This window comes from Pseudomonas sp. UF-293 (assembly GCF_058245595.1).
Genome location: NZ_JBSICA010000007.1, coordinates 154,357 through 175,242, shown reverse-complemented (window position 1 = coordinate 175,242; position 20,886 = coordinate 154,357). Strand labels below are relative to the sequence as shown.

Sequence of the window (20,886 nt, the reverse complement as noted above, 5' to 3'; positions counted from 1 at the left end):
TATCAAGGTTTGGCTTTTTCCAGGTAACGGAAGAAGTCGCTGCTTGGGTCGAGGACCAGGACGTCGGATTTATTCGCGAAGCTTTCACGGTAGGCACGCAGGCTACGGTAGAAACCGTAGAACTCCTGATCCTGACCGTAGGCCTTGGAGTAGATCGCAGCAGCCTGGGCGTCACCGTCACCGCGAACCTCTTCGGATTCACGATAGGCTTCGGCCAGCAGCACGCGGCGTTGACGGTCGGCATCGGCACGGATGCCTTCGGCCAGCTCGTTACCCTTGGCGCGGTGCTCGCGAGCTTCACGCTCACGCTCGGTGCTCATACGCTCGAACACACTGCGGTTCACTTCTTTCGGCAGATCGATGGCCTTGACCCGGACATCGACCACTTCGATACCCAGCTCTTTTTCCGCCATCTTGTTCAGCGATGCAGTGATGTCAGCCATCAGCGCATCACGTTCACCCGACACCACTTCGTGCAGGGTGCGCTTGCCGAACTGGTCACGCAGACCGGATTCCAGACGACGGGACAGACGCTCGTCGGCGATCTGCTTCAGACCCGAAGTCGCGGTGTAGAAGCGCTCGGCATCTTTCACCCGCCACTTGGCGTAGGCATCGACCATCACGGCTTTCTTTTCCAGGGTCAGGAAGCGCTGCGTCGGTGCATCCAGCGTCAACAGACGCGCATCGAATTTGCGCACCTGGTTGACGTAAGGCACTTTCACATGCAAACCCGGCTGGACATCGGCCTGAACCACACGACCGAATTGCAGCAGCACCGCGCGCTCGGTCTGAGCGACGATGTAGAAGCAATTCCAGCCCACCAGTACCACAACGACGCCAACGATCAGGGCGATCAGCGATTTATTGCTCATCAGCGGGTCTCCCTAGTACGCGTCTGCGGCACGTCAGTGACATGCGGCGTGACGTCCGTGTTGTTGCTGGCGGCCGAACCGGTCACCGGTGCATTACCCGAACTGTTCTGGATCATTTTATCCAACGGCAGGTAGAGCAGATTGCTCTGGCCGTTCTTGTTGCCGGTCACGAGAACCTTGCTGGTGTTGCTGAAGACTTCCTGCATGGTGTCCAGGTACAGACGCTCGCGGGTGACTTCAGGTGCCTTGCGATACTCGGCGACCAGCTTGGTGAAGCGATCGGCCTCACCCTTGGCGCGCGAGATGGTCTCGTCGCGGTAACCGTTGGCATCTTCGATGATGCGCTGGGCCTGACCACGGGCTTCCGGCACCACGCCATTGGCGTAGGTCTCGGCCTGGTTGCGCGAACGCTGCTCGTCTTCACGGGCGCGGATCACGTCATCGAAGGCTTCCTGTACTTCACGCGGTGCCGCTGCGCTCTGTACGTTGACCTGGGTGACGGTGATACCGGTGCGATAGGTATCGAGGAAACGTTGCAGACGCTCCTTGATTTCGCTGGCCATCAATTCACGACCTTCGGTCAGCACCTGGTCCATGGCGGTGGAACCGACCACATGACGCAGCGCACTTTCGGTCGCGTGTTGCAGGCTGATTTCCGGCTGATCAACGTTCAGTACGAAGTCCTGCAGGTTGCTGATCTTGTACTGCACGGTCAGCGGCACTTCGACGATGTTCTCGTCTTCAGTCAGCATCTGGCCCTGCTTGGTGTACGCACGCTCACGCGTCACGTTCTCCATGTACTTCTTGTCGATCGGCGGGAAGTAGATGTTCAGGCCCGGGCCGACTGTCTCGTAGTACTTGCCGAAGCGCAGCACCACGGCTTGCTCCTGCTCATCCACAACATAGACCGCGCTGTACAGCCAGACGGCCGCCAGCACCACCAGGCCGATGCCGAGCAGACCGCCGAAGCCGCCACTGCTGCGCCCCGACCCGCCGCCGTCATCACCGCGTTTCTTACCACCACCGAACAACCCGTTCAGGCTTTCCTGCAGCTTTCGGAAGGCCTCGTCGAGATCCGGTGGTCCCTTGCGGTCGCCGTTATTGCGGCGCTTGCCACCCCAGGGATCCTGATTATTCGAGTTGCCACCCGGCTCATTCCAAGCCATAGCGCTCTCCATCTGATAAAGCAAAGACGCACCCACGGCGCGCCGACCAATGCTACAGAATGCCTGCCGTTGCGGCACAACCGCTTTGTCAGGCTTTTATTGCAAAGTGTGTTGCTCGATGAATTCCATCGGCTGCAATCCTTCGCGGCTTACCAATCGATTCAGCTCGATCCGGGGCAAACGAACGGCCAGCAGGCTGACACCTTCTTCATCGTATTCTTCTTTCTGCACCGCACCGAGTTCGAAGAACTGCGCACGCAGTCGAGCGAAGCGTTGCGGCAAGCGCAAGGTACCAACGAACAGATCACTGCCGAGCAACTCGGCGATGGCCTGTTCAAGCAGTTCCAGACCGCTGCCATCACGTGCCGAGAGCCAGACCCGTTGCGGCTTGCCATCGGCATCGCGCTGGATCTGCGGCTCGACACCTTCGAGCAAATCGAGTTTGTTATAGACCTCGAGGATCGGCAAGTCCTGGGCACCAATCTCGCCCAGCACCACCATCACCTGCTCGATCTGCAACATGCGATCCGGTTCGGCCGCATCGATCACGTGCAACAACAGGTCGGAATTGCTCGACTCTTCGAGCGTAGACCGAAATGCCTCGACCAGCTTGTGTGGCAGGTGACGAATGAAGCCCACGGTGTCGGCCAGGACGATCGGACCGAGGTCGTCAAGCTCCAGCCGGCGCAGGGTCGGGTCGAGCGTGGCGAACAGTTGGTCGGCCGCATACACGTCGGATTTCGTCACGTTGTTGAAGAGTGTCGATTTGCCGGCGTTGGTGTAGCCGACCAGCGAAACGGTAGGAATGTCCGCACGGGACCGGCCGCGGCGCGACTGCTCGCGCTGACTGCGCACCTTCTCCAGCCGCCCCTTGATCTGGCGCAGGCGGACCCGCAGCAGACGGCGGTCGGTTTCCAGCTGGGTTTCACCCGGACCGCGCATACCGATACCGCCACCCTGACGCTCAAGGTGAGTCCAGCCGCGAACCAGCCGCGTGCTCATGTGGTCAAGCTGGGCCAGTTCGACCTGTAGCTTGCCCTCATGGGTACGTGCGCGCTGAGCGAAAATATCGAGAATCAGCCCTGTGCGGTCGATCACGCGACACTCGAAAACACGTTCGAGGTTGCGTTCCTGACTGGGCGTGAGGATGTGATTGAAAATCACCAGATCGGCTTCTTCAGCCTTGACCAGGTCGCGCAGTTCCTCGACCTTGCCGCTGCCGATCAGATATTTGGCGGTTGGCCGATGACGCGGCACGTTAAAAAACGCAACGGTCTCGGCGCCAGCCGAATTTGCCAACTCCTGAAACTCCTGCGGATCTTCGCGCGCCTCAGGGTCCTGTCCATCCAAGTGAACGAGGATGACTCGTTCACCACCACCGTGGCGCTCAAAGAACAAAGGAGACTCCTATCAGGCGTTACCCGGCGCTGCATCGGCATCGCCCTGTTCGTTTTCGGTTGCGCTAGGCAGACGAATTGGACGAACCGGCACGACGGTCGAGATAGCGTGTTTGTAGACCATCTGGCTTACGGTGTTTTTCAGCAGGATCACGAACTGGTCGAACGACTCGATCGTCCCTTGCAGCTTGATACCGTTGACCAGGTAGATGGAAACCCCGACTTTCTCTTTACGTAAAGTGTTCAGGTAAGGGTCTTGTAGCGAATGCCCTTTTGACATGTGCCGCACTCCTTTAAGGATTCAATAATAAAAACAGATAAATTCAGATGGCTTCGGCCGTCACACCCCCAAGGATAGACGGCAATTGCAAGGACTCAGCTCAATATGGAGATGGTCCCAAGGTATTTCAAGGCGCGTGGCAGATTGTCGCAATCAAGACTGTCCAGCCAGTGCAAATCGTCCCAGCTGCGCAGCCAGGTAAACTGGCGTTTGGCCAATTGGCGCGTGGCGATGATGCCGCGCTCCTGCATCTGGGCCAATGTCAGCTTGCCGTCCAGGTAATCCCAGACTTGGCGGTAGCCTACCGCACGTATAGACGGCAACCCCGAATGCAGGTCACTTCTTTTACGCAGGGCTACGACCTCGTCGATGAACCCCTGTTCCACCATATTTGTGAATCTTTGTTCAATTCGCTGGTGCAGAACCTGCCGATTCGCCGGAGCAATGGCCAGGTTCGCGACAGTATAGGGTAATTGTTGGCGTCCCGAAGCGGCTGCTTCAGTACTTTGCGCAGATTGTTGCTCACGCAGGGCGGTCATGCTCTGTCCGCTGACTCGATAGACTTCCAGTGCCCGACTCAAGCGCTGCGGATCATTGGGATGAATGCGCGCCGCCGACACCGGATCGATCTGCGCCAACTGCTCGTGCAGCGCTTGCCAACCCAGGCGTGCAGCTTCTGCCTCGATCTGCGCACGGACCTCGGGATCGGCTGCCGGCATGTCCGCCAGACCTTCGACCAAAGCCTTGTAATACAGCATCGTGCCGCCGACCAGCAGCGGGATTTTTCCCCGCGCAGTGATTTCGGCCATGGCCTGCAGGGCGTCGCGGCGGAAATCTGCAGCGGAATACGCCTCAGCAGGATCGAGAATGTCGATCAGACGGTGCGGATATTCGGCGAGCAGTTCTTTCGAGGGTTTGGCCGTGCCGATGTCCATGCCGCGATAGACCAGCGCCGAATCGACACTGATCAATTCGCACGGCAGCACCTTGGTCAGCTCAATGGCCAGGTCGGTCTTGCCCGCAGCGGTCGGGCCCATCAGGAAAATCGCTGGTGGAAGCTGGCTCATCAACGACCGCGCAGGAACAGTTTGTCCAGATCGTCCAGGCCCAATTGGGTCCAGGTCGGTCGGCCATGGTTGCATTGACCGCTGCGCTCGGTGTTTTCCATATCACGCAGCAGGCCGTTCATTTCCGGCAGAGCCAGACGCCGGTTGGCGCGGATCGCGCCGTGGCAGGCCATGGTGCCGAGCAGTTCGTTGAGGTGCGCCTGGATACGGTCGCTAGTGCCGTATTCCATCAAATCCGAAAGCACGTCGCCGACCAGTCGATTGGCTTCGGCCTGCTTGAGCAATGCGGGAATCTGCCGGATCGCCAGGGTTTCCGGGCCAAGGCGCTGCAATTCGAAACCGAGACGCTGAAACCACGCCGCATGTTCTTCAGCGCAATCGGCCTCGCGCTGACTGACCGCCAGCGACTCCGGCACCAGCAACGGCTGGCCGCTGAGACCTTCGCTGGCCATGGCGATCTTCAGGCGCTCGTACATGATCCGCTCGTGGGCGGCATGCATGTCCACCAGCACCAGGCCATGGGCGTTCTCGGACAAGATATAGATGCCCTTGAGCTGCGCCAGTGCATAGCCGAGCGGCGGAATATCTTCCTGACCGGTCGGCAGCGCGCTGGCATTGGCTTCTGGCAGTGGCGCGAAGAACTCTTTGTAAGCAGCTTGGGCCTCGGCAGCGGGCACCGTCGATTGCGGACGCGGCGTGTATTGATACTGATAAGCGCCGCCAGCGCTGGCGCCGGATGACGTGTTGAACGCCGGTTGCGCCTGCGACTGCTCCAGCAGCGCATTGGCGGCCAGACGCATCTCCCCCTGTGGGCCGAATTCGCCCGCCTCGATCCCGCTCGGCCGAACGATCGCCGTGGTGACCGAGCCGGCCAGTTGATCTTCCGGGCGCACATCGCCCAGCGCACGGTGCAGCGTGCCATACAGGAAGTCGTGGACCATGCGCCCGTCACGGAAACGCACTTCGTGTTTGGTCGGGTGCACGTTAACGTCTACCGCTGCCGGATCGACCTCGAAAAACAGCGCGAAGGTCGGGTGCCGACCGTTGAACAGCACGTCGCGATAAGCCTGACGTACCGCGTGGGCGACCAGTTTGTCGCGCACCGCACGGCCGTTTACAAAGAAATACTGCAAGTCCGCCTGACTGCGGTTAAAGGTCGGCAAACCGACCCAGCCCCACAGGTGCAAGCCATTGCGTTCGATCTCGATCGGCAGAGCCTGTTCGAGGAACCCCGAACCACAGATCGCCGCCACACGCCGCGCACGAGCCGCATCATCGTGGGCCTCGTGCAGGCTGAGGATGGTCTTGCCGTTGTGGCGCAAATGAAAAGCCACATCGAAACGCGCCAGCGCCAGACGCTTGATCACTTCCTGGAGGTGATCGAACTCGGTTTTTTCAGTCTTGAGAAATTTGCGCCGGGCCGGAGTGTTGAAAAACAGGTCGCGGACTTCCACCGAAGTGCCGACCGGATGCGCCGCCGGCTGCACGCGCGGCGCCATGTCCCGGCCTTCAGTCTCGACCTGCCAGGCCTGATCGGCATCGCGGGTGCGCGAGGTCAGGGTCAGACGCGCCACGGAGCTGATCGACGCCAGCGCCTCACCACGGAAACCCAGGCTCATCACCTGCTCGAGGTCTTCGAGGTTGCGAATCTTGCTGGTGGCGTGCCGGGCCAGGGCCAGCGGCAGGTCATCGGCAGAAATACCGCTGCCGTCATCGCGCACGCGCAGCAACTTGACGCCGCCTTGCTCGACATCGACGTCGATACGCTTGGCGCCGGAGTCGAGGCTGTTTTCCAGCAGTTCCTTGATCACCGAAGCCGGGCGCTCGACCACCTCACCAGCGGCGATCTGGTTCGCCAGCCGTGGGCTGAGCAGCTCGATGCGCGCCGTGTTCATTACCTGGTTCATTCTTTCGACGCCAGTTCGGTGCCGGGAATGGTCAGGTGCTGACCGACTTTCAGTTCATCGCTTTTCAGGTTGTTGGCGGCACGCAGAGTGGCCGGCGAAACCTGATAGCGCACGCCGATCATTGCGAGGGTTTCCCCCGGACCGACACGGTGATCGCGCGGGCCTTGAGCAATCTTGCCGGAATCACGCAGCCAGGCGATGTAGGTGCCCGGTGGTGGATTCTGCTGGAAGAACTGGCGCACGCCGCTGCTGATCGAACGGGCCAGCGCCTGCTGGTGGCTCGACGCAGACAGCTTGTTCGCTTCGTTGGCGTTGGAAATGAAGCCGGTTTCTACCAGGATCGACGGGATATCCGGCGACTTCAGCACCATGAAGCCAGCCTGTTCCACGCGCTGCTTGTGCAGCGGCGTGACGCGACCAATGTTGGTCAGGACCTTCTGGCCGACGTTGAGGCTGGAGGTCAGCGACGCGGTCATCGACAGGTCGAGCAACACACCGGCGAGCATGCGGTCCTTGTCGTCGAGGCTGACGTTGCCGGCACCGCCGATCAGGTCGGAACGGTTTTCACTGTCGGCCAGCCAACGGGCGGTCTCGGACGTAGCGCCACGATCGGACAGAGCGAACACCGACGCACCGAACGCGGCTGCGGACGGCGCGGCGTCGGCGTGGATCGAGACGAACAGGTCAGCGCCCTTCTTGCGGGCGATTTCGGTACGCCCGCGCAATGGAATGAAGTAGTCGCCGGTACGGGTCAGCTCGGCGCGGAAGCCTTTCATGCCGTTGACCTGACGCTGCAATTCGCGAGCGATCTGCAGCACCACGTCCTTCTCACGCTGGCCGCGCGAGCCGGACGCGCCCGGATCTTCACCACCGTGGCCGGCGTCGATCACGACGATAATGTCACGCTTGCCGGCCGGGGCTGGCGGCAACTTGATCGCCGGTTCGGTCGGGGTCACCGGCACTGCCGGCACGGTCGCCACCGACGGCGTCGGTGCTGGCGGCGGCGCGGCATCGGCCGGGTTGTCGAACAGATCAACCACCAGGCGGTTGCCGTACTGCGCGTTCGGCGCCAGCGAGAAGCTTTTCGGGGTGACGGCTTTTTTCAGGTCGATAACCACCCGCAGGTCGGTCGGCGTGCGCTGGGCCGAGCGCATCGCAGTGATCGGCGTGTTCGCGGTCTGCACGTTCAACGGCGCGCCGAGGGTGGCGCCATTGATGTCGATCACCAGCCGATCCGGTGCGGTCAGGGTGAACACGCTGTGCTGCACCGGGCCGCTCAGGTCGAAGACCAGTCGCGTGTTGTCCGGCGCCCGCCACAGGCGCACGCTGTTGACCTTTGAATCGGCCACAGCGTTGACGGTTACTGCCATCAACATCAGTCCAGCGGCAGCCACCAACGCGCGAAAGCGCATACCAAACCCCATCATTTAATTGGATTCCAATGCCAAAGCGGCACACCAGGCCTCGCCACGCGAGCCCTGGGCTAAAATTTTCAGCGAACGCCCGCTGTCTTGCGGGCCAATGGTAATGGTCAGGTCGGGCTTTGGCAAAAAGCCTGCACCTTTATCGGGCCACTCGATCAGGCACAGGGCATCATCTTCGAAGTAGTCGCGGATGCCGAGAAACTCCAGTTCCTCCGGATCGACCAGGCGATACAGGTCGAAGTGAAAGGCGCGAATGTCACCGATCTCGTAGGGCTCGACCAATGTGAAGGTCGGACTTTTTACCGCGCCGACATGGCCCAAACCGCGAATGATGCCCCGCGACAGGGTGGTTTTGCCCATGCCCAGGTTGCCTTCGAGAAAAATCAGGCCATGACCCTGGGTGACGCGGGCGATCCGTGCGCCAAAGTCGCTCATCGCCTGTTCATCGGCCAGGTACAGGGTTACTTCAGACACGGTGCTTGCTCCTCCAACAACTGACGAATGGCTGGAATCAGATCACTGGCCGCCAGCCCACGGCCGAATTTGCCTTGTTGCATACCCGCGTTGGCGTGCAGCCAGACGGCCAGGCATGCCGCGCCAAATGCGTCCATGCCTTGGGCCAGCAATGCGCCGATCAGACCGGCCAGCACATCACCCAACCCGCCCGTGGCCATCGCCGGATGGCCCTGATGACACAGGGCCAGACGTGCATCGGGATGGGCGATCAAACTACCGGCGCCTTTCAGAACCACTACCGCTGAATACTTTTTGCTCAACGCTAATGCAGCGGCCGGGCGATCGGCCTGCACTTCGGCGGTACTGATGCCAAGCAAGCGTGCCGCTTCACCCGGATGCGGGGTAATCACGCAATCCTTGGGCAACTGGACAAAATCGCTGGCCAGCAGGTTCAACGCGTCAGCGTCCCACACCTGTGGCAACGGTGCATTGGCGGCGGCCGACAACAAGGCGCGCCCCCAACTGGCCTGACCGAGGCCCGGCCCGACCACCAGCACTGAAACCTTTTCCAGCAGCCCCATCAGTTGATTGGCTGACGAAGTGCCGAGCGCCATCGCCTCTGGGACCCGAGTCAGCGCCGCCGGCACATGCTCTGGGCGAGTCGCCAGCGAAACCATGCCCGCTCCGCCGCGCAAGGCCATTTCCGTGCTGAGCAGAATCGCTCCGCCGAAACCATGATCGCCGCCGATCAACAGCACATGGCCAAAGCGGCCCTTGTGCGAAGTCGGCGCACGCGGCGCAAGTGCTGGAAGATTGGCGGCGCTCAAGCGGCGAGCGCAGACGGGAATGTCAGTGAAGGTTTCGGCAGTGGCTTGCAGATCGTTGAAGACCAGCTCACCGATATGATCTGCCGCATCGCCGGTCAACAGCCCGACCTTCATACCAATGAATGTCACCGTGAGATCGGCGCGTACCGCGACACCCAGTTCACGCCCGGTATCGGCGCACAGCCCGGAAGGAATATCGACCGCCGCTACCGGCCAACCGCAGGCGTTGATAGCCTTGATCGCCGACGCATACGGCTCACGCACTTCGCCGCTCAGGCCAGTGCCGAGCAATGCATCGAGGACGACACCGCGCAGCTCGTTCTGCGCCTGCCAGCCTTGCACCACAACACCTGCGGCCACCGATTCGGCATGGGCCAATGCGGCATCACCCTGCAAACGCTGCGGATCGCCGACGGCGAGCACGCGCACCGCCCAACCGGCCCGCAGCGCCAGCCCGGCCACCAGATAACCGTCGCCGGCATTGTTGCCGTGCCCGGCGAGCACGGTCAGCTCGTTCGCGCCCGGCCATTTGCGCACCACGGCGCGCCACGTGGTGCGGGCGGCGCGCTGCATCAATTCGAAGCCCGGCGTACCGGCGGCGATCAGCCGCGCGTCGAGCTCGCGCACCTGCGCGGCGCGATACAGCGCGTCGGGTAATTCATCTTTCGTCTGCGGCATGCGTCTTCGGGCTCCGATGTCTGGCAGAATTATACGCACCTCAGCTCCGGTTTCTCTCGCCTCATGTCCGCCATCACCACAGACCTGCCCGCCCTCGCCCAATCGATCAAGGATTGGGGCCGCGAGCTGGGCTTCCAGCAAGTCGGCATCAGCGGCCTGGACCTGGCCGAGCACGAGCAGCATCTGCAACGCTGGCTTGAGGCCGGCTATCACGGCGACATGGACTACATGGGCGCCCATGGCAGCAAACGTTCACACCCGGAGGAACTGGTGCCGGGCACTTTGCGCGTGGTTTCCCTGCGCATGGACTACCTGCCGGGCGATACCGAAATGACCAAACGCCTGGCTGAACCGGAAAAGGCCTACGTGTCGCGTTATGCCTTGGGCCGCGATTACCACAAATTGATCCGTAAACGTGTTCAACAATTGGCCGACAGGATCCAGGCGCAGATCGGACCCTTCGGTTTCCGCGCCTTCGTCGACAGCGCGCCGGTGCTGGAAAAAGCCATCGCCGAACAGGCCGGGCTGGGCTGGATCGGCAAAAACACTCTGGTGCTCAATCGCAAGGCTGGAAGTTATTTCTTCCTCAGCGAGCTGTTCGTCGATCTGCCGCTGCCGGTGGACGAACCGCACAGCACCGAACATTGCGGGCGTTGCACCGCATGCCTCGATATTTGTCCGACCAACGCCTTCGTCGGCCCATACGTGCTGGACGCTCGGCGCTGCATTTCCTATTTGACCATTGAGCTGAAAACCGCGATTCCCGAAGAGTTGAGGCCGTTGATTGGCAATCGGGTATTCGGCTGCGATGACTGCCAGATCGTCTGCCCGTGGAACCGTTTCGCCCGTCCGACCGGGGAAAGCGACTTCAAGCCTCGGCACAATCTGGATAACGCCGAACTGGCCGAGCTGTTTTTGTGGAATGAAGAAAAGTTCCTCAGCAGCACCGAAGGCTCGCCGCTACGCCGGGCCGGTTATGAGCGCTGGCTGCGGAATCTGGCGGTGGGACTGGGTAACGCACCGTCGAGCATTCCCGTGCTGGAAGCCTTGAAGGCGCGCCGGGACTATCCATCAGAATTGGTGAAAGAACACGTCGAGTGGGCTTTGAAACAACACGAAATCGGATAACCCCCCTTCGGCAGCTCCTGTACAGGGATCGCGTCAGGGCTGATCGTTATAGACAAACTTGGGCATTTCCCAATGAAAACGGATCGCCAGCAGGCGTAGCAGGAAGCCACCGAACAGCGTAATCAGAATCGCCTGCTCGCCTGGCACATTCAGATACAGGCAAAGCATGTAGCACCATGCAGCGGCAAACGAGACGCTGGCGTAAAGCTCACGACGGAAGATCAGCGGAATGTCGTTGCAGAAGATGTCTCGCAGAATTCCGCCGAACACTCCGGTAATGACGCCGCTGACCGAGGCCACCAGCATGCCGTGGCCCATTTCCAGCGCCGTCATGCAGCCAATCAAGGTGAATGCAACCAGTCCCACTGCGTCGAGCACCAGAAACAGCGAACGCAGATGGCGCATCCAGCGGGCCGTGAACACGGTAAACATCGCCGCCACAGAGGTCAGCACCAGATATTCCGGGTGTTTGACCCAGGTCAGCGGGTAGTGCCCGAGCAAGACGTCGCGCACCGAACCGCCGCCCAGCGCGGTGATGCAGGCGATCAGCACCACGCCGAACCAGTCCATGCCACGTCGTCCGGCGGACAGCGCGCCAGTCATGGCTTCGGCAGTGATGGCGATCAGATAGAGCATCAGCAACATGGTGGCAGTCCAGGCAGGAAGGCGCGCAGTCTAGCCATTTCAGCGCCGCACCAGAAGAGGGCGGACTTTCGCGAGCAGGCTCGCTCTCACATGAGGTGCATTCTGTGTGGGAGCGAGCCGGCTCGCGAAACCATCAGAACTTGATGAAGTGCTTGCGGTAGTGCTGCAGCTCGGCAATCGATTCGCGGATGTCATCCAGTGCCAGGTGGGTGCTGCCCTTCTTGAAGCTGTCGCGCACGTCCGGCGCCCAGCGCGCGGCCAGTTCCTTGAGCGTCGAGACGTCGAGGTTGCGATAGTGGAAGTAGCTTTCCAGCGCCTTCATGTGGGTATAAAGGAAGCGACGGTCCTGGCAGATGCTGTTGCCGCAGATCGGCGACTTGCCCTTCGGCACCCACTTCTCCAGGAAGGCGATGGTTTCAGCCTCGGCTTCGGCCATGCTGATGCGGCTGTCACGCACCCGCTGGGTCAGGCCGGAATTGCCGTGGGTGCGGGTGTTCCACTCGTCCATGCGCGCGAGCACTTCGTCGCTGTGGTGGATGGCAATCACCGGGCCTTCGGCCAAGGTGTTCAGCTCACTGTCGGTGACGATGGTGGCCATTTCGATGATCACGTCGTTGTCCGGGTCCAGACCGGTCATTTCCAGGTCGATCCAGATCAGGTTCTGCGGGTTTTGCATATTCGGGCTCCTAGGCAATGCTGCGCAGTTTAGCCTAGGCCGGTGGCCGGGCGTGCTAAACTCGCGGCCGTTTTACCTAATCGCTGCATTCTTCAGACGGAACACCCATGGCCAAACGCCAACTCAATCGTCGTCAAAACTGGCGCATCGAAAAGATTCAGGGCGAGCGCGCCGCACGCGCCGCCAAACGCGAGTCCTCGGCGGTCGAGGCCCTCGAGGGCGGCGACCTCGGCCCTGAGCAACACGGCCTGGTGATCGCCCACTTCGGTGTGCAGGTCGAAGTCGAGGCCGTTGACGGCGAACTCGCCGGTCAAGTGTTCCGCTGCCACTTGCGCGCCAACCTGCCGGCGCTGGTCACCGGCGATAAAGTCGTCTGGCGCGCCGGCAACCAAGGCATTGGCGTGATCGTCGCGCAACTGCCGCGCAGCACCGAACTGTGCCGCCCCGACAGCCGTGGCCAGCTCAAGCCGGTTGCCGCCAACGTCGACATGATCGTTATCGTGTTCGCGCCGCTGCCCGAGCCGCACGCCAACCTGATCGACCGCTACCTGGTCGCCGCCGAACACGCCGGCATCCGTCCGCTTCTGCTGCTGAACAAATTCGACCTGATCGACGAGCAGAACGCCCCGGCGCTGAACGCGTTGCTGGCGGTGTACCGCACGCTCGGTTATCCGGTGCTGGAAGTCTCGGCGCATCACGGCGACGGCATGGAGCAACTGCAAAAGCAGCTCGACGGGCGCATCAGCGTATTCGTCGGCCAGTCCGGCGTCGGCAAGTCGTCGCTGGTCAACAGCTTGTTGCCGGAAGTCGAAACCCGTGTCGGGCCGTTGTCCGAGCTGTCCGGTCAGGGCACCCACACCACCACCACTGCGCGGCTGTTCCATTTCCCCGGTGGCGGTGAACTGATCGACTCCCCGGGCATCCGCGAATTCGGTCTGGGCCACGTCAGCCGCGCCGACGTCGAAGCCGGTTTCATAGAGTTCGACGATCTCCTCGGCACTTGCCGTTTCCGCGATTGCAAGCACGACCGCGAACCGGGCTGCGCCCTGCTCAAGGCGCTCGAAGATGGCCGCATCCAGCAGCAACGGATGAACAGTTACCGTTCGATCATCGCCAGCCTGCCTGAAAACGGCTATTAAACAGCCACGCCGGCAGCCCTGCGCGATGGGCTGCCGGTTGTCGGACTGCATCTGACGCACGCCTCTCCCTCTTAAACATCAGCCTTGTCTGTAGGCTTTTGCGCGCCTGCTTGCAGGACCTTTCTGTTTTACTGCGCAGAGCTTGTAGGCCTGCGCCAGCGGCCTACATTCCTTTCCTCCTTCGCTCACAGCGACCTTCGAGGAAAGCCATGCCAACCTGTGTTTTATACATCAGCCATTCGTCTCGCTACGCCCACTTGTGCAACGCCCCCAGCATCGTCGGCGCGATCCGCCTGCAAACGGCGGTGTGACCATGCGCAAGGGACTGTTCATCGGCATCAACGATTACACGCATATCGGCGGGCTGAGCGGCTGTTGCAACGACGCCATGGCCATGGCCTCGGTATTGAAAACCAACGCCAACGGCGACCCCAACTTCAAGAATGTCCTGTTGACGTCCGCCGAGGATTATCTGAGCCGGCAAAAACTCGAAGACCAGATTCGCGAGTTGTTTTCCGGTGACTGCAACGTCGCCCTGCTGTATTTCGCCGGTCATGGTGGTTTCGACGCCGATACTGACGAAGGCATGTTGATCGCGCAGGACTACCGCAACGCCAAGGACGGCATCCGCATCAGCGACATCCTCAACTGGGCGGACAAGGCCACGCGAATCAAAAACAAAGTGATCATCCTCGACTGCTGCGAAAGCGGTGCGGCCGGCGAAGTGCGCGCCTTGCGCAGCGAGAGCAGCATGGTCGGCGAGGGCATGACCATCCTCACGGCGTGTAAAAAAGCCGAGCCGGCGCTGGAGGGCGCGCAGCATGGCGTGTTCACCGGCCTGCTCCTGCAAGCGTTGCATGGCGGCGCGGCGAATATTCTCGGCAGGATCACCCCCGGCAGCCTGTATTCCTTCGTCGACAACGCGCTCGGCGCCTGGGAGCAGCGCCCGGTGTTCAAGACCAATGTGTCGCAGTTCATTTCCCTGCGCGAAGTCTCGCCACTGATTCCCAAGGAGATCCTGCGCAAATTGCCGGACTGGTTCGCCGAAGCCGAATCGGTCCTGCCGCTCGACCCCAGCTATGAACCCACCGAAAAGGCGTTCGTGCCTGAGCACGGCGAGGTCTTCGCCCAGTTGCAGAAGTGCAACCGCCACAGCCTGATCGAGCCGGTCGATGCCGAGCACATGTACTACGCCGCCATTCACTCGACCGGCTGCCGCTTGACGGCACTCGGTGCCTATTACCGCGAACTCGCCCTCAAAGGACATTTCTGATGCCAGTTTTCATCAGCTACCGCCATGTGGATCGCAGCCATGCGATCGCCATCAACACCCGCCTGACCCAGGCGAAGATCAGGACTTACCTCGACGTGCTGGATCCGGAATCGCAGACCACCGACGACATCACCGGGGTCATTACCCGCAACATCACCGAGTGCACGCATCTGCTGGCGGTAGTGTCGGAGAAGACTGCACTGTCGTGGTGGGTGCCATTCGAAATTGGCGAGGCAACAATCAGCAATCGGCGGATCTGTACGTTCAAGACCGGGCCGGCGCAATTGCCGATCTATCTGGACAAGTGGCCGAAGCTGAGCACGGCCAGCGATCTGGATTTCTTTATCGATGCGTATCGTGAGGAGGTGTCAAACCAGCGCTCGATCACCCTGGATTCGTTCAGCGACTCGGTGAAAGGCGCGTACAAGCGCGATGCAGAGATGTTTCATGAACAGCTGAAGAACCGGATTCGTCGGGGATTCTGAGCCCTCACAGTCCCGCCCCCGATCATTGTCGTAGCGCTACGAAAAAATCCGCGACATGAAAGCGACAGCCACAAAAAAGCCGACATCACTGTCGGCTTTTTTGTCACTTACTGCTTCGGCGCAGGCGCTGGCGTCGCCCCACCCGGCTCAGCCGGTTTCGGCGCCGCATCGTCAAACAGATTCAAGCGCTCGCGCAGCTCATGGGCCGGCACTGGCTGTTTGTCCGCCGGCAACGCATTCGGATCAACCGGGGCTGCCGGAGCAGCACCGTTCTGACCCTGATCCGCCGGTTTCGCTGCCTCAGGACCCTGCGCACCTTCAATAGCGGCCTGGGCTTTTTTGGTCAGTACGACGATGTCGATCCGGCGGTTGACCGGGTTGAACGGGTTTTCCCGATCGAACAGGGCCGACGAGGCATAACCGACCACTCGCGCGACCTGCGCATCCGGGTAGCTGCCGGCGACCAGTGCCCGACGCGCGGCATTGGCGCGGTTGGCCGAGAGTTCCCAGTTGCCATAGTCGCCAGTGCCAATGTACGGCTTGGCGTCGGTGTGGCCGCTGATGCTGATCTTGTTCGGCACCGCTTTGATGGTGTCGGCCATGGCCAGCAGGATGTCTTCGAAGTACGGCTTCAGGCGCGCGGAACCGGAGTCGAACATCGGCCGGTTCTCGGCGTCCATGATCTGGATGCGCAAGCCGTTCGGCGTGATCTCGAAAAGGATCTGATCCTTGAACTTCTGCAGTTGCGGGTTCTCGTCGACCTTGTTCTGCAATTCTTGCAGCAGCAGTTCGAGACGCTCCTTCTCGACCTGCTCGGCCATGCCTTCAACCTGATCGGTATCGACCGTAACCTTGTCCGGTTGCGGCTGTGACTTCACTTCCGGGTTGAGGGTGTTCTCCGGCGCCAGGGTCGGCGTACCACCGAGATCGATGATGTACGGCGTGCCGCTTTCGGAGAAGCCGACCGGGTCCTTGAAATAACCGGCGATGGCGATCTTCTGTTCCGGTGTGGCGGTGGACAGCAGCCACAGCACCAGAAAGAACGCCATCATTGCCGTGGCGAAGTCGGCGAAAGCGATTTTCCACGCCCCGCCGTGGTGCCCGGCGGCAATGCGCTTGACGCGCTTGACGATGATCGGCTGATTATTTTCCATTTCTTAACGACCGCGAACCGCTTGTTCCAGCTCGGCGAAGCTCGGACGGTGCGCCGGGTACAGAACCTTGCGCCCGAACTCGACCGCCAGCGACGGCGGCATGCCGGACGCCGAAGCCACCAGCGAGGCCTTGATGGCTTCGTAGACGTTCAGTTCTTCCTTGGCATCGTGGGCCAGGGAGTGCGCCAGCGGACCGAAGAAACCGTACGCCGCGAGGATACCGAAGAAGGTCCCGACCAGTGCCGCACCCACGTGCAGACCGATCGACGCCTGGTCACCCTCGCCCAGCGAGGCCATGGTCACCACGATACCGAGTACCGCCGCAACGATACCGAAACCGGGCATGCCGTCGGCGATGCCGTTGACTGCGTGCGATGGGTGCTCGAGGTCTTCCTTGAGGCTGTACAGCTCCATGTCGAACAGGCCTTCGAGTTCGTGCGGAGCCATGTTGCCGGAGGACATGATGCGCAGGTAATCACAGACGAACGCGGTCATGCGTTCATCCTTGAGCACCGCCGGGTACTTGGCGAAAATCGGGCTCGCGGCCGCATCTTCGATGTCGCCTTCAATCGCCATCATGCCTTCGCGGCGGCTCTTGTTGAGGATCTCGTAGATCAGCCCGAGCACCTCCAGATAGAAGGTGTGGGTGAAGCGCGAACCGAACATGCTCAGGGATTTCTTGAGCACGTGCATCGTCATATAACCAGGGTTGGCCTGGAGGAATGCGCCGAGGGCCGCACCGCCGATGATCATCACCTCGAAAGGCTGGATCAGGGCGGCAATCTTGCCGTGGGAGAGCACGTATCCGCCGAGCACGCTCGCGAATACGACGATGATGCCGATAATTTTAGCCATAGGTAGAAGGTACTTACTGAGTCGGGTTCAAGGTCATATTCGGAAGTTAAAAAATCTCTTCTTCTACTTATCGGCAAAACTGCGCCAGACTATAGCCAGTTCAGGCGAAAAGCCAATTTAGCCCATGCCGGGCGCGTCTACAGTCAGTGAAGATCTTGTCCAGACATGGCTAATGAAACGAACATTGCGTCGGTAAAACCGACCACCCTCCAGGCGTGGGTCAAGCTGCTCGACAGCGTCCGTCTGCCCGTGCCGCAAGAGGCTCACGACAAAGTCTGCCGGGCGATCCGCGACAATCGCAGCTCGCTGCGCGACATTGCCGATCTGATGCAGGACAGCCCGGCGCTGGCCTTGAGCATCATCCGTGAGGCGAATCGTCACACCCACGGCACCATGGCCGCGCCAGCGGAAAATCTCGAGGTTGCAATCAATCGCCTGGGCCTTGCGCGCACCGAAGAATTGCTCGCGCGCCTGCCCGCCGAACCGCACCGGCAGATCCCCAAGGCTTTGCGCCAATTGCAGTTGATCAGCCAACACGCGACACAGCAGGCCAACGGTTTTTTTGCCAGTCGCCTGGCGCGACTGTGGCAGGACATCCACTGGGGCAGCTTGCTGTTTTTGTCGCCGCTGTGGCCACTGGCACTGACCTACCCGCAACTACTCGAAGAGTGGGAATTGCGCGTGATCCACAAGGGCGAATCGGCGCGTGTGGTCGAAAAGCAGTTGTTCGGCGTGCGCCTGCTGAGGATTGCCGAGGCACTGGTCCAGGCCTGGCACCTGCCGATCTGGGTCGAGCAAGGCTACAAATTGCTGCTCAGCGAACAACGCGAACTGGTCAAAGTGCTGCGCATCGCCCGCGACAGTGAACACCCGCTGCGCCAGCAGAATCGCCTCGACGAAGACCCGACGCTACGCCGCTGGCTCAACCAGCCGGCGAATACCGTGCTGCTCGCCAACGGCCTGGCGCTGTCGGCGCAACAGGCCTGGGACAGTCCGCACAGCAAGCGCTGGCAGTACCTGACCAGCCTCTATCTGCAGATCTCCATGGACGAAGTGCAGCAACAGTTGCACCAGCAAGCGGCGAACAGCGCGCGTCAGCATGCGATGCCTGATTTGTGGCACCCGGCGGTTTCGCTGATCTGGCCGTGGGGCACTCGCCGGTTGCCGGCCGGCATGCTCCCGGCCGCAGCGCCAAATGCGGATGATCTGAGCCAGTGGCGTCGGCAATGCGCTGAACTGCTCGCCGAGCCCAGCCGCTTCACCAACGCCATGAGCCTGACCGTCGCCGCCCGCGAGGCACTGTTGGCCAGCGGCATGCGCCGGGTGATGATTCTGATGGCCGACCGCACGCACTCGACTCTGCGCGCACACCAGACCGCCGGCTTGCCGAAGGAGGCAGCGGCGCTGAGTCTGGTCGTCAGCCAGAGCAAAGTCCTGCAGCGTCTGCTCGCTCAACAGGCGCAGGTGCGGATCACGCCGGAGAACAACGCGCAATTTTCTGCCTTGTTACCGGCGAGCCTGCGCACGCTGTTTCGTGGTGAGCATCTGTTCCTGCGTTCATTGGTCAACAACGGCCGGGTGATCATGATCGTCGTTGCCGATCAGGGCGGTGGGCCGTTCGCCGACATCACCGTGCAAGCCTTCGGCAAAACCGCGCAGTGCATTGAAAAAGCCCTGCACAGCTTTAGCAGCCGTGGCCAATGAGCCTGCGCTACAATCCTCCCCTTTGTGCTCTGGAGACCTCACATGTCTGACTTCTCTGGCTTGCCGCTTGTCATCGAGCCGAGCGACCTGCTGCCGCGTCTGGAGTCCCCGGAACTGATTCTGGTGGACCTGACCAGCCCTGCCCGGTATGCCGAAGGTCACTTGCCCGGCGCACGTTTTGTCGACCCGAAACGCACCCAGCTCGGCCAGCCACCGGCGCCGGGGCTGATGCCGGCGAAAGCCGATCTGGAAGCGTTGTTTGGTGAGCTCGGTCATCGCAAAGACGCGGTCTATGTGGTGTATGACGACGAGGGCGGTGGCTGGGCCGGGCGTTTCATCTGGCTGCTCGACGTCATTGGCCACGACAAGTACCACTATATAGACGGTGGTTTGCCGGCCTGGCTGGCGGACGGTATGCCGATGTCGATCCAGGTACCGCCCGTTGTCGGTGGCCCGCTGTCGCTGAGCCTGCACGACGAACCGACCGCCACCCGCGAATACCTGCAAAGCCGCCTCGGTGCAGCGGATCTGGCGATCTGGGATGCGCGCGGGCCGCTGGAATATTCCGGCGAAAAAGTCCTCGCTGCCAAGGGTGGACACATCCCCGGCGCGGTCAATTTCGAATGGACCGCCGGCATGGACCAGACGCGTCAGTTGCGCATCCGCAGCGACATGCCGCAGATCCTCGAACAGCTCGGGATCACCAAGGACAAGGAAATCATTACCCACTGCCAGACCCATCACCGGTCGGGCTTCACTTATCTGGTGGCCAAAGCCCTCGGTTATCCGCGGGTCAAGGGCTACGCCGGTTCCTGGGGCGAATGGGGCAACCACCCTGACACGCCTGTCGAGATTCAAGGTTTTAAGGACAACTAATGAAAGAGCGTCTGTTTATCCTCAGTCAGTACCTGCTGCCGCATCACCTGCTGTCGCGCCTGGCCGGCTGCATCGCCGAATGCCGCGTGCGCTGGTTCAAGAATGCCTTCACCCAATGGTTCGCCAAGCGTTATCAAGTGGACATGTCGCAAGCATTGGTCGAAGACCTGACCGCTTACGAGCACTTCAACGCATTCTTCACGCGCGCCCTGAAAGACGGCGCGCGTCCACTGGACGAAACTCCGGGCGCAATCCTCAGCCCGGCCGACGGTGCGGTCAGCCAGCTCGGCCCGATCGAGCACGGTCGCGTGTTCCAGGCCAAGGGCCACAGTTTCAGTGTGCTCGAATTGCTCGGCGGTGATGCGGCCAACGCAGCGCCGTTCATGGGCGGCGACTTTGCCACCATTTACCTGTCGCCGAAGGACTACCACCGCGTGCACATGCCGCTGGCCGGCACCCTGCGCGAAATGGTCTACATCCCGGGGCGGATTTTCTCGGTGAACCAGACCACCGCCGAAAACGTCCCGGAGCTGTTCGCCCGCAACGAGCGTGTGGCGTGCATTTTCGATACAGAACGCGGGCCGATGGCCGTGGTGCTGGTGGGCGCGATGATTGTCGCTTCGATCGAAACCGTGTGGGCCGGCCTGGTCACCCCACCGAAGCGCGAGCTGAAAACCTTCCGCTACGACGAGGCCGCACGCGCACCGATTCATCTGGAAAAAGGCGCGGAACTGGGACGCTTCAAGCTCGGTTCGACCGCAATCGTGCTGTTTGGCCCGGATCAGGTGAAGTGGGCCGAAGAACTGGTGGCCGGTTCGCCAGTGCAAATGGGCCAAGGGCTGGCACTGCCGAAAGCGTGACCCTGTTCGCGGAAGCA

At 61.3% G+C, this 20,886-nt stretch carries 20 protein-coding genes; 7 read left to right on the top strand and 13 right to left on the bottom strand.

The window, feature by feature from the left end:
• Nucleotides 1-2 precede the first annotated feature (2 nt).
• The 9 genes from hflC to AC4IHP_RS10760 form a co-directional block, all read right to left on the bottom strand.
• On the bottom strand, nt 3-872 hold the full coding sequence (gene hflC, locus AC4IHP_RS10800; RefSeq protein ID WP_016771945.1) for a protease modulator HflC: 870 nt from the start codon (nt 870-872) through the stop codon (nt 3-5).
• Nucleotides 872-2,038, bottom strand: coding sequence for an FtsH protease activity modulator HflK (gene hflK, locus AC4IHP_RS10795; protein ID WP_024011368.1), 1,167 nt, complete (start codon nt 2,036-2,038; stop codon nt 872-874). The genes hflC and hflK overlap by 1 nt, the downstream gene beginning before the upstream one ends.
• A 96-nt stretch (nt 2,039-2,134) precedes the next feature.
• Nucleotides 2,135-3,436 (bottom strand): ribosome rescue GTPase HflX, encoded by a 1,302-nt coding sequence (hflX, locus tag AC4IHP_RS10790; RefSeq protein ID WP_042607805.1) that lies wholly within the window; start codon nt 3,434-3,436, stop codon nt 2,135-2,137.
• 12 nt (nt 3,437-3,448) lie between these two features.
• Nucleotides 3,449-3,715, bottom strand: coding sequence for an RNA chaperone Hfq (gene hfq / locus AC4IHP_RS10785; protein ID WP_016771947.1), 267 nt, complete (start codon nt 3,713-3,715; stop codon nt 3,449-3,451).
• A 95-nt stretch (nt 3,716-3,810) separates the two neighbouring features.
• A complete protein-coding gene (miaA, locus tag AC4IHP_RS10780) occupies nt 3,811-4,782 on the bottom strand; it encodes a tRNA (adenosine(37)-N6)-dimethylallyltransferase MiaA (protein ID WP_460123409.1) in 972 nt (323 codons plus the stop codon).
• Nucleotides 4,782-6,689: a DNA mismatch repair endonuclease MutL gene (gene mutL, locus AC4IHP_RS10775; protein ID WP_490831674.1), complete on the bottom strand. Its 1,908-nt coding sequence runs from the start codon at nt 6,687-6,689 to the stop codon at nt 4,782-4,784. Before mutL ends, miaA begins: the two co-directional genes overlap by 1 nt.
• Nucleotides 6,686-8,065: an N-acetylmuramoyl-L-alanine amidase gene (locus AC4IHP_RS10770; RefSeq protein WP_370593506.1), complete on the bottom strand. Its 1,380-nt coding sequence runs from the start codon at nt 8,063-8,065 to the stop codon at nt 6,686-6,688. Before AC4IHP_RS10770 ends, mutL begins: the two co-directional genes overlap by 4 nt.
• A gap of 51 nt (nt 8,066-8,116) precedes the next feature.
• A complete protein-coding gene (gene tsaE / locus AC4IHP_RS10765) occupies nt 8,117-8,587 on the bottom strand; it encodes a tRNA (adenosine(37)-N6)-threonylcarbamoyltransferase complex ATPase subunit type 1 TsaE (protein ID WP_130910048.1) in 471 nt (156 codons plus the stop codon).
• A complete protein-coding gene (locus tag AC4IHP_RS10760) occupies nt 8,575-10,074 on the bottom strand; it encodes an NAD(P)H-hydrate dehydratase (protein ID WP_490831673.1) in 1,500 nt (499 codons plus the stop codon). The genes tsaE and AC4IHP_RS10760 overlap by 13 nt, the downstream gene beginning before the upstream one ends.
• A gap of 63 nt (nt 10,075-10,137) precedes the next feature.
• Here AC4IHP_RS10760 and queG point away from each other — a divergent pair, with 63 nt between their 5' ends.
• A complete protein-coding gene (gene queG, locus AC4IHP_RS10755; RefSeq protein ID WP_490831672.1) occupies nt 10,138-11,202 on the top strand; it encodes a tRNA epoxyqueuosine(34) reductase QueG in 1,065 nt (354 codons plus the stop codon).
• Between the two features lie 33 nt (nt 11,203-11,235).
• On the opposite strand, the gene AC4IHP_RS10750 is transcribed toward queG, so the two are convergent.
• The gene (locus AC4IHP_RS10750) at nt 11,236-11,847 is read right to left on the bottom strand and encodes a trimeric intracellular cation channel family protein (protein WP_186531741.1); all 612 of its coding nucleotides are present in this window, start codon (nt 11,845-11,847) and stop codon (nt 11,236-11,238) included.
• Between the two features lie 133 nt (nt 11,848-11,980).
• Nucleotides 11,981-12,523: an oligoribonuclease gene (gene orn, locus AC4IHP_RS10745; RefSeq protein ID WP_016771957.1), complete on the bottom strand. Its 543-nt coding sequence runs from the start codon at nt 12,521-12,523 to the stop codon at nt 11,981-11,983.
• Between the two features lie 107 nt (nt 12,524-12,630).
• Here orn and rsgA point away from each other — a divergent pair, with 107 nt between their 5' ends.
• The 3 genes from rsgA (at nt 12,631) to AC4IHP_RS10730 (ending at nt 15,420) form a co-directional block, all read left to right on the top strand.
• Nucleotides 12,631-13,662 carry a small ribosomal subunit biogenesis GTPase RsgA gene (gene rsgA / locus AC4IHP_RS10740; protein WP_024011360.1) on the top strand — a complete coding sequence of 344 codons (1,032 nt, stop codon included), beginning with the start codon at nt 12,631-12,633 and terminating at the stop codon, nt 13,660-13,662.
• Nucleotides 13,663-13,975: 313 nt separating this feature from the next.
• Entirely contained in the window at nt 13,976-14,935 is a 960-nt protein-coding gene (locus AC4IHP_RS10735; protein WP_460123394.1) for a caspase family protein, read from the top strand.
• On the top strand, nt 14,935-15,420 hold the full coding sequence (locus AC4IHP_RS10730) for a toll/interleukin-1 receptor domain-containing protein (RefSeq protein WP_490831671.1): 486 nt from the start codon (nt 14,935-14,937) through the stop codon (nt 15,418-15,420). Before AC4IHP_RS10735 ends, AC4IHP_RS10730 begins: the two co-directional genes overlap by 1 nt.
• A 107-nt stretch (nt 15,421-15,527) precedes the next feature.
• On the opposite strand, the gene motB is transcribed toward AC4IHP_RS10730, so the two are convergent.
• Entirely contained in the window at nt 15,528-16,574 is a 1,047-nt protein-coding gene (gene motB, locus AC4IHP_RS10725; protein ID WP_490831670.1) for a flagellar motor protein MotB, read from the bottom strand.
• A gap of 3 nt (nt 16,575-16,577) precedes the next feature.
• Complete coding sequence (gene motA / locus AC4IHP_RS10720) at nt 16,578-17,429, bottom strand: flagellar motor stator protein MotA (protein ID WP_024011357.1); 852 nt, start codon at nt 17,427-17,429, stop codon at nt 16,578-16,580.
• 165 nt (nt 17,430-17,594) lie between these two features.
• Here motA and AC4IHP_RS10715 point away from each other — a divergent pair, with 165 nt between their 5' ends.
• From AC4IHP_RS10715 to asd, 3 genes are read left to right on the top strand one after another with little or no spacing between them, the layout of a single operon-like run.
• Nucleotides 17,595-19,133 (top strand): HDOD domain-containing protein, encoded by a 1,539-nt coding sequence (locus tag AC4IHP_RS10715; protein WP_490831669.1) that lies wholly within the window; start codon nt 17,595-17,597, stop codon nt 19,131-19,133.
• A gap of 42 nt (nt 19,134-19,175) precedes the next feature.
• Nucleotides 19,176-20,009: a thiosulfate sulfurtransferase gene (gene rhdA, locus AC4IHP_RS10710; protein ID WP_490831668.1), complete on the top strand. Its 834-nt coding sequence runs from the start codon at nt 19,176-19,178 to the stop codon at nt 20,007-20,009.
• Nucleotides 20,009-20,869 carry an archaetidylserine decarboxylase gene (asd, locus tag AC4IHP_RS10705; protein WP_024011354.1) on the top strand — a complete coding sequence of 287 codons (861 nt, stop codon included), beginning with the start codon at nt 20,009-20,011 and terminating at the stop codon, nt 20,867-20,869. The genes rhdA and asd overlap by 1 nt, the downstream gene beginning before the upstream one ends.
• Nucleotides 20,870-20,886: the final 17 nt, after the last annotated feature.

Bases quoted from the DNA above. Each gene is read 5' to 3' on its own strand.
- motA (WP_024011357.1), bottom strand. From the start codon at position 17,429: ATGGCTAAAATTATCGGCATCATCGTCGTATTCGCGAGCGTGCTCGGC.
- rhdA (WP_490831668.1), top strand. From the start codon at position 19,176: ATGTCTGACTTCTCTGGCTTGCCGCTTGTCATCGAGCCGAGCGACCTG.
- miaA (WP_460123409.1), bottom strand. From the start codon at position 4,782: ATGAGCCAGCTTCCACCAGCGATTTTCCTGATGGGCCCGACCGCTGCG.
- hfq (WP_016771947.1), bottom strand. From the start codon at position 3,715: ATGTCAAAAGGGCATTCGCTACAAGACCCTTACCTGAACACTTTACGT.
- AC4IHP_RS10770 (WP_370593506.1), bottom strand. From the start codon at position 8,065: ATGTTGATGGCAGTAACCGTCAACGCTGTGGCCGATTCAAAGGTCAAC.
- hflC (WP_016771945.1), bottom strand. From the start codon at position 872: ATGAGCAATAAATCGCTGATCGCCCTGATCGTTGGCGTCGTTGTGGTA.
- AC4IHP_RS10730 (WP_490831671.1), top strand. From the start codon at position 14,935: ATGCCAGTTTTCATCAGCTACCGCCATGTGGATCGCAGCCATGCGATC.
- motB (WP_490831670.1), bottom strand. From the start codon at position 16,574: ATGGAAAATAATCAGCCGATCATCGTCAAGCGCGTCAAGCGCATTGCC.
- queG (WP_490831672.1), top strand. From the start codon at position 10,138: ATGTCCGCCATCACCACAGACCTGCCCGCCCTCGCCCAATCGATCAAG.
- AC4IHP_RS10735 (WP_460123394.1), top strand. From the start codon at position 13,976: ATGCGCAAGGGACTGTTCATCGGCATCAACGATTACACGCATATCGGC.
- rsgA (WP_024011360.1), top strand. From the start codon at position 12,631: ATGGCCAAACGCCAACTCAATCGTCGTCAAAACTGGCGCATCGAAAAG.
- hflK (WP_024011368.1), bottom strand. From the start codon at position 2,038: ATGGCTTGGAATGAGCCGGGTGGCAACTCGAATAATCAGGATCCCTGG.
- AC4IHP_RS10760 (WP_490831673.1), bottom strand. From the start codon at position 10,074: ATGCCGCAGACGAAAGATGAATTACCCGACGCGCTGTATCGCGCCGCG.
- AC4IHP_RS10715 (WP_490831669.1), top strand. From the start codon at position 17,595: ATGGCTAATGAAACGAACATTGCGTCGGTAAAACCGACCACCCTCCAG.
- orn (WP_016771957.1), bottom strand. From the start codon at position 12,523: ATGCAAAACCCGCAGAACCTGATCTGGATCGACCTGGAAATGACCGGT.
- mutL (WP_490831674.1), bottom strand. From the start codon at position 6,689: ATGAACCAGGTAATGAACACGGCGCGCATCGAGCTGCTCAGCCCACGG.
- AC4IHP_RS10750 (WP_186531741.1), bottom strand. From the start codon at position 11,847: ATGTTGCTGATGCTCTATCTGATCGCCATCACTGCCGAAGCCATGACT.
- asd (WP_024011354.1), top strand. From the start codon at position 20,009: ATGAAAGAGCGTCTGTTTATCCTCAGTCAGTACCTGCTGCCGCATCAC.